12 protein-coding genes are annotated in these 15024 nt (G+C 63.0%); 3 read left to right on the top strand and 9 right to left on the bottom strand.

The features are described 5' to 3' along the window. The 3 genes from BLO97_RS21510 to BLO97_RS21500 form a co-directional block, all read right to left on the bottom strand. Positions 1-3774, bottom strand: a complete 3774-nt coding sequence (locus BLO97_RS21510) for a nitrate reductase subunit alpha (protein ID WP_092347930.1) — start codon at positions 3772-3774, stop codon at positions 1-3. A gap of 65 nt (positions 3775-3839) precedes the next feature. Beyond that, entirely contained in the window at positions 3840-5237 is a 1398-nt protein-coding gene (locus BLO97_RS21505; protein WP_072347932.1) for a NarK family nitrate/nitrite MFS transporter, read from the bottom strand. Next, a complete protein-coding gene (locus BLO97_RS21500; protein WP_371856951.1) occupies positions 5215-6516 on the bottom strand; it encodes an MFS transporter in 1302 nt (433 codons plus the stop codon). Before BLO97_RS21500 ends, BLO97_RS21505 begins: the two co-directional genes overlap by 23 nt. Before the next feature lie 309 nt (positions 6517-6825). On the opposite strand from BLO97_RS21500, the gene BLO97_RS21495 reads away from it, so the two are divergent. From BLO97_RS21495 to BLO97_RS21485, 3 genes are all read left to right on the top strand, one after another. After that, a complete protein-coding gene (locus tag BLO97_RS21495) occupies positions 6826-8625 on the top strand; it encodes a HAMP domain-containing protein (RefSeq protein ID WP_092347927.1) in 1800 nt (599 codons plus the stop codon). After that, positions 8622-9269 (top strand): two-component system response regulator NarL, encoded by a 648-nt coding sequence (gene narL, locus BLO97_RS21490; RefSeq protein WP_003202460.1) that lies wholly within the window; start codon positions 8622-8624, stop codon positions 9267-9269. The genes BLO97_RS21495 and narL overlap by 4 nt, the downstream gene beginning before the upstream one ends. A 225-nt stretch (positions 9270-9494) precedes the next feature. Then, positions 9495-10172: a Crp/Fnr family transcriptional regulator gene (locus tag BLO97_RS21485; RefSeq protein WP_063320852.1), complete on the top strand. Its 678-nt coding sequence runs from the start codon at positions 9495-9497 to the stop codon at positions 10170-10172. Between the two features lie 169 nt (positions 10173-10341). Here BLO97_RS21485 and BLO97_RS21480 read toward each other — a convergent pair whose 3' ends face one another. From BLO97_RS21480 to moaB, 6 genes are all read right to left on the bottom strand, one after another. After that, complete coding sequence (locus tag BLO97_RS21480) at positions 10342-10731, bottom strand: putative zinc-binding protein (protein ID WP_092347924.1); 390 nt, start codon at positions 10729-10731, stop codon at positions 10342-10344. After that, positions 10731-11201, bottom strand: a complete 471-nt coding sequence (locus BLO97_RS21475; RefSeq protein WP_092347921.1) for a ubiquinone anaerobic biosynthesis accessory factor UbiT — start codon at positions 11199-11201, stop codon at positions 10731-10733. Before BLO97_RS21475 ends, BLO97_RS21480 begins: the two co-directional genes overlap by 1 nt. After that, positions 11195-12085 carry a U32 family peptidase gene (locus BLO97_RS21470; RefSeq protein ID WP_092347918.1) on the bottom strand — a complete coding sequence of 297 codons (891 nt, stop codon included), beginning with the start codon at positions 12083-12085 and terminating at the stop codon, positions 11195-11197. Before BLO97_RS21470 ends, BLO97_RS21475 begins: the two co-directional genes overlap by 7 nt. Positions 12086-12096: 11 nt before the next feature. After that, positions 12097-13092 (bottom strand): ubiquinone anaerobic biosynthesis protein UbiU, encoded by a 996-nt coding sequence (locus tag BLO97_RS21465; RefSeq protein WP_092347915.1) that lies wholly within the window; start codon positions 13090-13092, stop codon positions 12097-12099. A gap of 81 nt (positions 13093-13173) precedes the next feature. Next, positions 13174-14406: a molybdopterin molybdotransferase MoeA gene (gene glp / locus BLO97_RS21460; RefSeq protein WP_092347912.1), complete on the bottom strand. Its 1233-nt coding sequence runs from the start codon at positions 14404-14406 to the stop codon at positions 13174-13176. Next, positions 14403-14957, bottom strand: a complete 555-nt coding sequence (moaB, locus tag BLO97_RS21455) for a molybdenum cofactor biosynthesis protein B (RefSeq protein ID WP_072347918.1) — start codon at positions 14955-14957, stop codon at positions 14403-14405. Before moaB ends, glp begins: the two co-directional genes overlap by 4 nt. Positions 14958-15024 lie beyond the last annotated feature (67 nt).

Raw genomic sequence — 15024 nt, 5'->3', positions numbered from 1 at the left:
TCAGTTCTCCTCGATATCAGTCGGCAGTGGACGCGGCAAATCATCGCCACTGGAACCATCGAGCCAATCGACCTTGACCATCTTGCGCACCACGACGAATTCGTCGCGGTTGCAACCGACCGTGCCGTAATAGTTGAAGCCGTAGGCCTGCTGGGCGTAGCCACCGATCATGTGGGTGGGCTTGAGCACCACGCGGGTCACCGAGTTGTGGTGGCCGCCACGGGTCTTGGTGGTTTCGGAACCGGGCACGTTCACGATCCGTTCCTGGGCGTGGTACATCATCACCATGCCTTCCTTGACCCGCTGGCTGACCACCGCCCGGGCGGTCAGCGCGCCGTTGACGTTGAAGCATTCGATCCAGTCGTTGTCCTCGATACCGGCGCGCTTGGCGTCGATTTCCGAGAGCCAGACAATCGGTCCACCACGGCTCAAGGTCAGCATCAGCAGGTTGTCGCTGTAGGTGCTGTGGATGCCCCACTTCTGGTGCGGGGTGATCCAGTTCAAGACGATCTCGGTCTCGCCATTGCTGCGCTTACCCTTCACGCCGGCGATGGTGCGGGTGTTGACCGGTGGCCGGTAGCTCATCAGCTGTTCGCCGAACGCCTGCATCCACGGGTGATCCTGGTAGAACTGCTGGCGACCGGTGATGGTGCGCCATGGGATCGACTCATGGACGTTGGTGTAGCCGGCGTTGTAGCTCACGTGATCGTCTTCCAGGCCAGACCAGGTCGGGCTGGAAATGATCTTGCGTGGCTGGGCCTGGATGTCGCGGAAACGAATGGCCTCGTGCTCCTTGGAGACGGCCAGGTGGCTGTGGTCGATGCCGGTGAACTCCGACAGCGCTGCCCAGGCTTTCACCGCGACATGGCCGTTGGTTTCCGGGGCCAGGGACAGGATCACTTCGGCGGCGTCGATGGCGCTGTCGATCTTTGGTCGCCCTTGGCTGATGCCGGCCTCGACTTCCTTGTGGTTCAGTTCGCCGAGGAATTTCACTTCAGTCTCGGTGTTCCAGTTGATGCCCTTGCCGCCGTTGCCGAGTTTTTCCAGCATCGGGCCCAGGGAGGTGAACTGCTTGTAGATGTTCGGGTAGTCGCGCTCCACCACCTGCAGGTTCGGTGCGTTCTTGCCCGGGACCGGCGCCACACCGGCACTTTTCCAGTCGGTGCCGCCAAAGGGTTGGGCCAGTTCGCCGACGCTGTCGTGCATCAGCGGTACGGTGACCAGGTCTTTCTCGACACCCAGGTGGCCGACCGACATGGCGGAAAACGCCTTGGCGATGCCCTTGTAGATTTCCCAGTCCGAACGCGATTCCCAGGCCGGATCGATGGCGGCCGACAGTGGGTGGATGAACGGGTGCATGTCCGAGGTGTTCATGTCGTCTTTTTCGTACCAGGTGGCGGTCGGCAAGACGATGTCGGAATACACACAGGTCGAGGACATGCGGAAGTCCAGGGTGGTCACCAGGTCGAGCTTGCCAATGGCGCCCTCGTCGACCCATTCGGCTTCGGTGGGTTTGCACTCGGTGCCATGGCCGATGTCTTCGTTCATCACGCCGTTCTTGGTGCCCAGCAGGTACTTGAGCATGTACTCGTGGCCCTTGCCCGAGGAGCCCAGCAGGTTGGAACGCCAGATGAACATGTTGCGCGGGAAGTTCACCGGGCTGTCCGGCTGTTCGCAGGCAAAGCGCAGGGAACCGTCCTGCAGCGACTTGACCACGTAGTCCTTGGGTTCCAGGCCCGCGGCGGCGGCATCGCGGCAGATGTGCAGCGGGTTGGTGTTGAGTTGCGGCGCGCTCGGCAACCAGCCGGCCCGTTCGGCACGGATGTTGTAGTCCAGGGCGTGCTCGGGGAACTGCGATTTGTCGGCCAGGGGTGAGAGCACGTCGTGCATGCTCATCTTCTCGTGGCGCCATTGCGAACTGTGGCCATAGAAGAAGCTGGTGCCGTTCATCTGCCGTGGCGGGCGGCTCCAGTCCAGACCAAAGGCCAGGGGCAGCCAGCCGCATTGCGGACGGAGTTTTTCCTGGCCCACATAGTGAGCCCAACCGCCGCCGGTCTGGCCGACGCAACCGCAGAGCATGAGCATGTTGATCAGCCCGCGGTAGTTCATGTCCATGTGGTACCAGTGGTTCATCGCTGCACCGACGATGATCATCGAGCGTCCACGGGTCTTGTCGGCGTTGTCGGCAAACTCGCGGGCGATCTGGATCGCCTTCTCGCGACTTACGCCAGTGATCTGCTCCTGCCAGGCCGGGGTGCCGGGCACCGAAGCGTCGTCATAGTCCTTGGCAACGTTGGCGCCGCCCAGGCCACGGTCGATCGCCAGGTTGGCCGCCGACAGGTCGAATACAGTGGCGACTTTCGCCACGCTGCCATCGGCCAGCACCACGCTGTGCACCGGCACCCGACGGAACTGCACCGCATCACCGGCCACGTGCTGGAAGTACTCCTGGGCTTCGCCGGCGAAGTACGGGAACGCCACCTCGGCGACGTCGCCACCGATCAGGCTCAGCTTGAGGTCGATCTCACGCCCCTCGCCGCCTTCACGGGGAAGGATGTTCCACTTGCCCTTCTCGCCCCAGCGATAGCCGATGGAGCCTTGGGGCGAAACCAGTTCGCCGGCGGCATCCATGGCGATGGTTTTCCATTCCGGGTTGTTGTCCTGGCCGAGGTTGTCGGTCAGGTCGCTGGCCCGCAGGAAACGGTCCGGCTGGTAACCCGCGCCCGGCGCAGCGCCAAGCATCGGCTTGAGCATCACCAGTACCGGCAGGTCGGTGTAGCGCTTGGCGTATTCAGTGAAATAGGCGCTGGGCTTGTCCAGGTGGAATTCTTTGAAGATCACATGGTTGAAGGCTTGGGCCAGTGCGGCGTCGGTGCCCTGCTTGGGGTTGAGCCACAGGTCGGTGAGCTTGGCGACTTCCGAATAGTCCGGGGTGATCGCCACGGTCTTGGTGCCCTTGTAGCGCACCTCGGTGAAGAAGTGGGCGTCAGGGGTACGGGTCTGCGGGACGTTGGAGCCCCAGGCAATGATGTAGTTGGAGTTGTACCAATCGGCCGATTCCGGCACGTCGGTCTGCTCGCCCCAGACCATCGGCGAAGCGGGCGGCAAGTCGCAATACCAGTCGTAGAAGCTCAGGCACACGCCACCGATCAGCGACAGGTAACGCGAGCCGGCGGCATAGCTGACCATCGACATGGCCGGGATCGGCGAGAAGCCCACCACCCGGTCCGGGCCGTGCGTCTTGACGGTGTAGACGTTGGCGGCGGCAATGATCTCGTTGACTTCTTCCCAGTTGGAACGGATGAAGCCACCCATGCCGCGCTTGCTTTTATAGGAGTCGGCCTTGGCCTTGTCCTCGACGATGCTGGCCCAGGCTTCCACCGGTGGCAGGGTCTGCCGGGCTTCGCGCCACAGCTTGAGCAATGGCTTGCGAATCTTCGGGTACTTGAGCCGGTTGGCGCTGTAGATGTACCAGCTGTAGCTCGCGCCGCGAGGGCAGCCGCGTGGTTCGTGGTTGGGCAGGTCGTTGCGGGTACGCGGATAGTCGGTCTGCTGGGTTTCCCAGGTGATCAAGCCGTTCTTGACGTAGATTTTCCACGAGCACGAACCGGTGCAGTTCACCCCATGGGTGGAACGCACGATCTTGTCGTACTGCCAGCGCGAACGATAGACGTTCTCCCAGTCGCGGGACTCCTTGCGGGTCTCGCCGTGCCCATCGGAAAACTCGCCTTGCTTACGGTTGAAAAACCGCAGTTGATCCAATAAATGACTCACAGTGTGTTCCTCTCAGGCTTGCTCCGCGGGGTCTGCGCCCCGCCCACGCAATAGTTGAATTCGTCTTAGCAGGGTGTCGCCGCGCCCTTGCGGGCGTACCACCACCAGGTCACCACGATGCAGCTCAGGTAAAAGCCGACGAACATGTAGAAGGCCATCTCCGGGCCGCCGGTCAGGGCCATCGAAGTGCCGAAGGATTTGGGGATGAAGAACGCCCCGAAGGCGCCCATGGCCGAGCTGAAGCCCAGCACCGCGGCCGACTCCTTGCCGGCATTCTTGAGCGCTTGCTCGCGCACCTCGGGCTTTTTGCCCAGGGCGGCTTTTTCATGCAGGGTGCGGAAGATCACCGGGATCATCCGAAAGGTCGAACCGTTGCCCACACCCGTGGTGATGAACAGCAACATGAACATGCCCAGGAAGCCGTAGAAGTTGCCGCCCTGGCCGCCTTGGGGCAAAAAGTGCATGACCCCGAACACCATCAGAATCATCAGCACGAAGTTCCACAAGGTGACCTTGGCCCCACCGAGCTTGTCCGCCAGCCAGCCGCCCAACGGCCGCACCAGCGCGCCCACCAGCGGGCCGAGGAAAGCGAATTTCAGGGCGATGACTTCCGGGAACGAAGTCTTGATCAGCAGGGGAAACGCGGCGGAAAAGCCAATGAACGAGCCGAAGGTCGCCAGGTACAACCAGCACATCAGCCAGTTGTGCTTGCGCTTGAAGATCACCGCCTGCTCGCTGAACGAAGCACGGGCGCTGGACAGGTCGTTCATGCCGAACCAGGCAATCAGGGTCACGGCGAGGATGAACGGCACCCAGATGAAACCGGCGTTCTGCAACCACAGCGAGCTGCCATCGGCCAACATCTGGGGCTGGCCGCCCATGAAGCCGAACACGCCGAAAGAGATCACCAACGGCACGCTGAACTGCATCACCGACACCCCCAGGTTACCCAGCCCGGCGTTCAGGCCCAGGGCCGTGCCTTGCTGGGACTTGGGGTAGAAGAAGCTGATGTTGGACATGCTCGAGGCGAAGTTGCCGCCGCCAAAACCGCAGAGCAACGCGATCAACACGAACACGCTGTAGGGCGTGGCCGGGTTCTGCACAGCGAAGCCCATCCACAACGCCGGGATCAGCAGCGATGCGGTGCTCAGGGCGGTCCAGCGCCGGCCACCGAAGATCGGCACCATGAACGAGTAGAAGATGCGCAAGGTCGCACCGGACAGCCCCGGCAATGCCGCCAGCCAGAACAGCTGGTCGGTGCTGAAACTGAAGCCGATGGCATTCAGGCGCACGATCACCGTGCTCCAGACCATCCACACAGCGAAGGCCAACAGCAGCGCCGGGATGGAAATCCACAGGTTGCGCCGGGCGGTCAGTTTGCCGCTACTGCCCCAGAAAGCAGGATCTTCCGGACGCCAGTCATGAATGACCGGGCCCTTTTCAGGCGTTTGCAGAACGGACATGTTCTTCTCCTTGGGCAATGCTGGAAAACGGGGATTGAATGGCCGGCGGCTGTTTACCCAGCAGCGGGCGCTTGCGTATTTCGCTGAAGTACATCCAGGCCAGGGAGACCCAGACCACGCCGTACATCAACATGAAGCAGGACGAGCGCACGCCGGTGAGGTCCACCAGGGCGCCGAACATGATCGGCAGCACGAACCCGCCCAGGCCGCCGGCCAGGCCGACGATGCCGGACACTGCCCCCATGTTTTTCGGGTAGTCGTTGGCGATGTACTTGAAGACCGAGGCCTTGCCGAACGCAAAGGCGATGCCCATCACGAACAGCAGCACGGTGAACAGCGTGGCGTTGAGGCCGATATGGAAATCGACGATGCCGTTGACGGTTTGCACTTGCAGTTGGGTCTGGGGGTAGGAGAGCAGGAACAGGCAGATCCAGCTGACCCACAACACCCACCAGGTCACGCTCTGGGCGCCCCAGCGGTCGGACATCCAGCCACCGACGGCCCGCAGCACGCCACCAGGCAGGGAGAAACACGCCGCCAGCAGCGCCGCGCTTTGCAGGCTGAAGCCGTATTCCTGCACGTAGTACTTGGTCATCCACAAGGCCAGGGCCACGTAGCCGCCGAAGACGATCGAGTAGTACTGGCAGTAGCGCCACACGGCCGGCTCTTTCAGGGTTTTCAACTGCTCGCGCAATGTGGCGCCGCCGGTGCCGCTGTGCTCCTTTTTCTCGCTGGTGAGAAACCAGAACAGCAGCGCGGTGATGAACAGGATGGCGCTGAACACCTTGGGCACCAGGTGCCAGGAGCCGAACGCGATCAGGGCCGGAGCGAGGAACTTGGTCACCGCCGCACCCGCGTTGCCGGCACCGAACACGCCCATGGCGAAACCCTGGTTCTGCTTGTCGAACCACTTGGCGACATAGGCGATGCCCACCGAGAACGAACCGCCGGCCAGGCCGACGAACAGGCCCAGCACCAGGAACTGCCAGAAGGCCGTGGCGAGGGTGATCAAGTACAGCGGCAGGACGCAGGACAGCATCAGCAGGAAGAACACGATCCGCCCGCCAAAGCGGTCGGTCAAAAGCCCCAGGGGCAAACGCACCAGCGAGCCGGTCAGCACCGGCGTGGCCGCCAGCAGGCCGAATTGGGTCTCGTTGAGGGCCAGCAGCTCCTTGATCGGAACGCCGAGCACGGCAAACATCATCCAGACCATGAAGCACACGGTGAAGGCCAGGGTACTCATCCCTAGTACCAGCCCTTGTTGCACTTGCGCTCGCATCACGATGCACTCCGTCAGTTCGATGAGCGCAGCCTAGTGATACGAACCCCGCAAAAACTTGACTTGGGTCAACGTGTGCCGGGGCGGTCCAGGCCTATGCTTGCCCCGTCTACCTCCAAGGAGGTAGACCCGGATATTGATACAACCCTTTATTTATCAATATCTTGAACAAGTCTGCCGAAGCTTTTATGGAAATGGAGCGGCCGACAACTCTTTAGAGGTAGTGCGCCCAGGATTGGCTGCTACACCCCCCCAGGTCCAGGGCGCCCCTATGCTCGCATCACAGTTTTGCCCCGCAGGCCCGCGTCGATGATGCGCTGGCTGCGCAGCTCCCTGCCCGCTCGCGCCGGGCTGGCGGTGATCCTCATCGCCATCCTGGCCCTGGCCAGTTCCTTGAGCGCCGGATTGATCGCCTGGTTCAGCCAGGGCGACGCTGCTGCTATCAATACCGCTGGCTCCGTGCGCATGGAGACCTACCACCTGAGCTGGAAACTGGCGGCGGGGGCCAACGACGACGTCCCCGCGATCATCGCCAGCCTGCAACAACGCCTCGACAGCCCTGCCCTGCGCGCCGTGCTGGAAGATGGGCCGGAAACCTCCCTGCACAAGAGCTATCGCGACCTTGTGCAGCGCTGGAACCAGACTTTGCGCCCGGCCATCGAGCGTGGTGACTCGGCATTTTTCCAGGCCAGCGCCAACACCTTCGTCGATCAACTGGACCAGTTCGTCACCCTGCTGCAACGTCAGAGCGAGCACAAGCAAGGCTGGCAGCAGGTGATCCAGGGCGCGGCGCTGTTCAGCACCATGATCATCCTGCTGATCGGACTGTATGAATTGCAGTACGGCGTGGTCACGCCCTTGCAGGAGTTGGTGGACGCCACCCAGCGCTTTCGTCGTGGCGAATTCCAGGTGCGGGTCAATCACCAGTCCGAAGATGAACTGGGCCAGTTGGCGACCAGTTTCAACACCATGGCCGAGACCATCGAGCAATCGCACCGCACCCTGGAAAACCAGGTCCAGCAAAAGACCCTGAACCTGCAACAGGCCAACGCCGCCCTGGAACTGCTGTACCAAAGCAGTCGCAGCCTGGCGACGCGACAGGCCAATGCCGAAGGGCTGGATGAACTGATCCGACGCTTCCAACAACGCCTGCCGGGCCTGCGCCTGACGCTGTGCCTGCAAGGGCAATTGCAGGCACCGGCCAGGCACCTGCTGGCGTTGCATGGCGCCGACAGCCGCCAGGTCTGCGCCAGCAGCGATTGCGCCAGTTGTCATAAACACAACGCTGCACGCCCGCAAGCCTTCAGCATCAGCAACCAGGGCAACGAACTGGGTGAGCTCAAGGCCCATTTTGTCGACGGCCACGCCGCGCAGCCCTGGGAAACCGCATTGATCCAGGCCCTGGCCAACCTGATTGGTACGTCGCTATCGCTCAAGCGCCAGCGCGAACAGGACCATCGTCTGCTGCTGCTCGATGAACGCACGATCATTGCCCGCGAACTCCACGACTCCCTGGCCCAGGCCTTGTCGTACATGAAGCTGCAAGTCAGCCGCATGCAGACCCTGATGCGTCGGGGCGAACCGGTGCAGACCCTGGAGACCGTCACCGGTGAACTGCGCGAAGGGCTCAACAATGCTTATCGCCAGTTGCGCGAGTTGCTGACCACCTTCCGCTTGCAGATCCACGATGACGGCCTGGTCGAAGAACTCAAGGACACTGCCGAGGAGTTCTCCAACCGCGGGGACTTCAAAGTGCATCTGTTCGTCGACACCCTGGCCTTCGAGCTGTCGGCCAGCGAGCAGATCCACATCCTGCAGATCACCCGTGAGGCCCTGTCCAACTGCCTGCGCCATGCCCATGCCGAAAACGCCTGGCTCGAACTGCGCCAGGAAGGCGAGACCGTGCGGCTGTCGATCGAAGACGATGGCCGGGGCTTCAGCGGCGAGGTGGACCAGCGCGAACACCATGGCCTGAACATCATGAACGAACGGGCCCGCAGCCTGCGCGGCCAGCTCCAGATTCACTCCCGTACCCCCCAGGGCACCCGCATCCAGGTGCATTTCCAACCGGAATTCCTGGGCCAACACACCGAAGGCCTCGCAACATGAACGCCCCCCTGCGCCACACCCTGCTACTGGTCGACGATCATCCGATGATGCGTCGCGGCATCCGTCAGATGCTTGAGCTCGAAGACGATTTGCAGATCGTTGGCGAAGCCAGCCACGGCGAAGAAGCCCTGACCCTGATCGAACCGCTCAAGCCCGACCTGGTGTTGTTGGACAACAACATGCCGCAGATGAACGGCATCGAGACCCTGCGCCGGCTGCGCGCCATGCACTACACCGGCAAGGTGCTGCTGTTCACCGTGTCCGATGCCGAGGACGACATTCGCGACGCCCTGCGCCTGGACGCCAACGGCTACCTGCTCAAGGACATGGAGCCGGAGTTGCTGATCCAGTACATCCGCGATGCCCTCAACGGCGCCCTGGTGATCAGCCCCGGCCTGACCCGCGTCATGGCCCAGGCGCTGCGCTCGCCACCGCGCCAGGCCGATGTAGAACTGACCGAGCGCGAACGCCAGGTGCTCAAGACCATCGCTGGCGGCTACAGCAACAAGGTCATCGGGCACAAGCTGGGCATCACCGAAGGCACGGTCAAGGTGCATGTGAAGAACCTGCTGCACAAGCTCGGCTTGCGTTCACGGGTCGAAGCGGCGGTGTGGGCGATGGAACATCTGCGCGGGGCGGGTTAGGCCAGGCGAATAGATTCCATGAGCAACACATAACCTGTGGCGAGGGAGCTTGCTCCCGCTGGGGCGCGCAGCGGCCCTGTTTTTTGGGGCTGCTACGCAGCCCAGCGGGAGCAAGCTCCCTCGCCACAAGGATAGTCATCAGGCCTCCCTCTTCCGAGGTAGGCCTGCCGAGGCATAGGCCGGCGACGATTTGGGCCCTACCATGACGGCACGCGGAGGTACGCCATGCTGACCCACCCTTCCATCGTTTTACTGTTGCGTCGTCATCACCTGTTCAGCCAATTGCCGGAGCGGGTCTTTGAAGATGTCTGCAGCCTGGCCGTCCTCAGGCGCCTGGACAGCAACAGCACGCTCATGCACCAGGGCGACCCGGCCAAGCGGTTTTTCCTGCTGGTCAGTGGCCAGATCAAGCTGTTCCGGGTCACCGGCGAAGGCCAGGAGAACCTGGTGGAGATCATCCAGCCCGGACAGACCTTCGCCGAGGCCCTGCTATTCAGCGAGGCCCGGTGCTACCCGGTCAGTGCGTCGGCAATCAAGGACAGCGTACTGGTGAGCATCGAGGGCACCCACTACCGCAAGGCCCTGGAGGACCAGCCCAAAGTCTGCCTGGCGATCCTGGCGAGCATGAGCATCCACCTGCACCAACGCCTCAAGGACATCGACAACCTGACCCTGGCCAGCGCCAGTCGGCGGGTGATCAATTTCCTGCTGCAGGAGCGCGATCCACGCAACGGTCAGTTGGTGCTGCAGGTGTCCAAACGCCTGGTGGCCTCCAAGCTGGGGATTCAGCCAGAGACCTTCTCGCGCATTCTGCATCGCTTGGTGGACGGTGGCCTGATCGCCATGGAACGGCGCAACATTCGTATCCTGGCCGAGGAAGCGTTGGAGGCTTACCAGCAATAGCTGCGAATCCTATACAGCGGGCACCCCGTCCCCCTGTGGCGAGGGGATTTATCCCCGCTGGGGCGCGTAGCGCCCCCTCAACTGCCTGATACACCGCAGACTCAGCTTTGGGGCTGCTTCGCAGCCCAGCGGGGATAAATCCCCTCGCCACAGGGAGTGTATGGGCTCTTTACTCGCCGCTCGGCCCATCGATCTCATCAACCCCTATCATCGGTATCAACCGCTCGAACAACGCATCGCCCTCTTCTTGCGAGCACTCGACCCCGAAACGCTTGCGCCAGCCCAACTGACTCAGGATCACATGCACATCCGCTTCCAGGTCGTGTTGCTGCAAGCACGCCTGGACGCATTGCAACGGGCAACCGTCCAAGGCAATGATCCGCCGCCCCGAGCGTGCCTTGTTGACTAGCGACGCCACATGCCCGCCGACCCCGACGATGCAGGACATCTCGGCCAGGCCAGCGCGGTCCAGGCGCAAGGCCACGTTGTTGGCCAGTTGCGCCACGTTGGAGCAACCGGAACAGGAATACACCAGGGGCAATAGGGTTGGGGCTTTCATCACACTGCGGCCAACCCCTTGCCCGCCCGCTCCAGATTGCGCCACAACCAAGGCGGCAATACCTCCGGATCAAGACTGTCGATCAGGTTCTTCAGCGCCAGCCCCAGCTCCGTGTCCCCCTCGATCACCAGCCGTCGCCGGAAGAACAACGTATCGGGGTCTTCCTGACGGCTGGCCAGCAACAGGAACTCGCGCCAGTTACCGCTGATGGTGACCTGGGCCTCGGCCCGCTCGGCGATGCGCAATCCATCGCGCGCCAGGGTCAGGTACCAGCACAACTTCAGGTCCGGCACCCGCAGGCACAACCAGCGTCCACGCAGCACATCGAACCCGCCATCGCGCAGCGGCTCGGCCAGGCAACGATTGAGCGCCTGTTGCAACGCCAGGCGCTGCACCACGAACGGCACCTTGCCCACCAGGGGCAGCAAGCGATCAGCGCCCTTGAGCACCCACTTCTTCGGACTCAACACAGGCCCGCCTCCTCTACCTTCAACATGCCGGCATGGCCGTGCCAGTAGCCGTTGCACCCTTCGACGAACAGCGGCGGTGCCTCGCCCTGGCGAACCTTGTCGAAGGCTGTGACCACCTCGGCCATGCCCTGGGCTCGCGGACTCAAGCGCAGGATGTCGGCCCCGCAAGCCACCAGAGCGTTGTAATCAGCCAGCAGGTTGCTCACCTCACCGGACATCGTCTGGATGCCATTGAGCGTAAACAACGGCTGGCCCTCCTGACTGCTCAGCGCCAGGCCATCGGGGTAATTGATGCAGCAGAACTGGCAGTCATCCTTGGGCCGGTTTTCGGCACGAGCGGTGAAGCAGCGCGCCGAGTAAGCCAGGGGCAGATGGCCGTAGGCAAAGATCTCGACTTCAGGCACCTCACGCTCCATGTCTCGCACTTGCTCCAGCACATCGCCAATCAGCGCCGCCGAACACTCCACCGGTGGCACCCAGCGGACCATGCCGCTGTCGAGCAATTGGCCCAGGGCGTGACCGTTGTACAAATTCAACGCAGGACCGCCCACGAAAGGCAGCTTGCGTTCGGCCAGGAACTGCACCGCGCCCATGTCATTGGCTTCCACCAATAATTGGCCGTTGTCACACAGACGGCGCAGCGAAGACAGCTCCGAAGCCGCTTCGATCAGTGTCAGGCTCGACAACACGATCTGTGCCTGACTGCACGTCTGTAGCTCGCGCGCCAGCCCCAGCCATTGATCCAGAGAAAAGGCCCGGCGCTTGGAGCACACAGTTTCCCCCAGGTAAATCACGTCCAGCGGCAATGCCGACATCTCGGCATAGAAATTCCCCAGTTGCGCTTTGTCCCAGTAAAACAGGACCGGTCCCAGGCTGAGTTTCATCTGGCCTCCCCTCATTGCCATGATCGATGGTAGGCACCCAGGGTGGTCTGGCTGCCTTCGGACAAGCCAGCCAGCACCTGGCGCCATTCTTCCCGCACCCGGAACCGTTGCGGCGCGACCAGGTGGGCATCCAGTGCGGCGCGCCAGACCCGGGTCACTTGTTCAACATAGGCCGGGCTGCGTTGGCGACCTTCGATCTTCACCGCTTCGACGCCGATGGCCGCCAGCTCCGGCAACAGGTCAAGGGTGTCGAGACTGGTGGGTTCTTCCAGCGCATGGAAACGCTTGCCGCCTACCAGGAAGCGGCCTTTGCACAGGGTCGGATAACCGGCCGGTTCTTCGGGGGTGTAGCGGTCGATCAGCACCTCGCTCAGGCGTGCGCTGAGGCCTTGGGCATCCTCGCTCCAGCGCACCGCCTTGGCGGGCGAGCAGACGCCGCACAGGTTCGGCGATTCGCCGGTGATGTAGGAAGACAAGTGGCAACGGCCTTCAGCCATGATGCACAGGCTGCCGAAACCGAACACTTCGATCGGCACCGGGCTGGCAGCCGCCACCTGTCGCACCTGGGCCAGGGACAGTACCCGCGGCAGCACGGCGCGGCGGATGTCATAGCGCTGGGCGTAAAAAGCCAGGGCCGCAGCGTGGGTCGCCGAGCCTTGTACCGACAGGTGCAGCGCCAGTTTCGGGTGGCGCTGGCTGGCGTAGCCGAGCACGCCGGGGTCGGCGGCAATCAGGGCATCCACGCCGAAATCGGCGGCACGGTCCACCGCCCGTTGCCAACGTTCCCAGCCCTTGGGCTGCGGGTAGGTATTGACCGCCACGTACAGCTTGCGTTGGTGTTGACGGATGTGTGCGACAGCCGCGTCGAACTGCTTGTCGTCCATGTTCAGCCCGGCGAAATGCCGGGCATTGGTGTCATCGCGAAAGCCGACATAGACGGCATCGGCGCCTTGGCGCACCGCCGCTTTGAGGGCAGGCAGATTCCCTGCCGGGCAAACCAGTTGCATGGGGCATCCTCATGAGAAAAACTCAAGCGCCGCCAGTCTAGCCAGCCCTCGGCCGGCGACCTTGACGGCAATCAATTGCCGTCAATGCATCAGCTCGGCGAATGGCAGGTACAGCACTTTGTCGTGCTTGTGCAGCTGCGCCTCACACTCCACCACCGCCAGCCCATCGGCCCAGCAAGCGGCCGTCAGCATCGCCGAACTTTGCTGAGGGTGCAGTTCCACACACAGGTGGCCGTTGGCATCCGGGACCAACCTGGCCCGCAGGTACTGCCGGCGTCGGTTGCGCTTGAGCCAATCGAACCCGGCCGGCAGTTGCAACGGTACAGGCAGCACGTCGCGCATGCCTTGGGCGTGGAACAGGAAGGGACGCACGACGATCAACGCGGTAATCAACGCCGCTGAAGGATTGCCCGGTAGCCCAATCCATGGCTTGCCTTCCACATCCCCAAAGGCCAGGGGCTTGCCCGGCTGGATGGCGAGGCGCCAGAGGTCGATGCTGCCCAAGGCTTCGATGGCTTGCTTGAGGTGGTCTTCTTCACCCACCGAGACACCGCCCGATGTGATCAGCACATCGCATTCGGCGGCGGCCAGGCGCAACGCTTGTCGACTGGCCAATAGCTGGTCGGGCATGACCCCGAAGTCATGCACCTCGACACCCCAACCGCGCAGCAGTGCGGCGAGGCTATGACGATTGCTGTTGTAGATCTGTCCTGGCGCCAGTGGCTCGCCCGGCTCGCGCAGCTCATCGCCGCTGCTGAGCAAGCCCACTTGCAAGGGGCGATAGACGTCCACCTGGCCGACGCCGGCACCGGCGAGCAAACCCAACTCCTGGGCACGCAAGCGCGTGCCGGCTTCGAGCAGCCGGTCTCCTCGACGCAGTTCCTCGCCTTCCTTGCGAACATGGTCACCGCCGTTGACCGACGGCAACCAGACCCGCTCGCCATCGACGCGACAGCTTTCCTGCGGCACCACCGTGTCGGCCCCCGGTGGCAGCGGCGCGCCAGTAAAAATCCGCACGACGTGCCCGGCCTGCAACGGCTCGCCCGGCTCGTCACCCGCGGCGATCCGCCCGCCCAACAGCAGGTAGCCGTCACCCGGCAGGTCAGCGGCCCGCAGGGCATAGCCGTCCATCGCACTGTTATCCCAGGCCGGCAGGTTCATCGGGCACAGAATGTCGGCGACCAGCACACGCGCCAGGGCCTGATCCAGGCCAACCCGTTGCACGGGCGGTGGCGGCGGGGCCTGGTCGAGCAGATGACGAATCGCCTCATCCACCGGCATCAGCACGCCGCTGTCGCACACCTTGCCGCTCACGAGCGTGTCTCGCAGGCGGTCGGAGCAATGCCGGCCTGCGGCTTGAGATGCGGGGTGAAATTGCACGGGCCAGTGCGGCTGTCCAGTTGCCCGACCAGGATCTTTTCCCAGCCGGTCCGGCAAGCCCCCGGCGAGCCTGGCAAGCAGCACACCAGCACGCCATTGCTCATGCCCGCCAAGGCGCGCGATTGCAGCGTGGACATACCGATTTCCGCCAGGGACACCTGGCGGAACAACTCACCAAAACCGTCGACGTGCTTGTCCAGCAACGGCGCCACCGCTTGGGGGGTGTTGTCGCGCGGGGTGAACCCAGTGCCGCCGGTCATCAACACCACCTGCACCTTGGGGTCGGCGATCCATTGGGAGACCTGGGCGCGGATCTGGTAGATATCGTCCTTCACCAGCCCACGGTCGATGAGCACGTGCCCGGCTGTTTGCAGCAGGTCCGCCAGGGTTTGGCCCGAGGTGTCGGTGTCGAAGGTTCGCGTATCGCTGATGGTAAGGACCGCGATGTTCAGTGGTTGAAAGAGGCGTTGCGTCAGATGGGCCATGATCAGCCGTCCTGTCAGAAAAGATGGCCCAGCCTGAACCGCAATCGTTGCCGGGCCTATTCCTCCT

Source organism: Pseudomonas sp. NFACC05-1, from assembly GCF_900100135.1.
In the GTDB taxonomy this organism is placed as follows: Bacteria; Pseudomonadota; Gammaproteobacteria; order Pseudomonadales; family Pseudomonadaceae; genus Aquipseudomonas; species Aquipseudomonas fluorescens_Q.
This window is presented reverse-complemented; position numbering and strand designations above follow the sequence as displayed.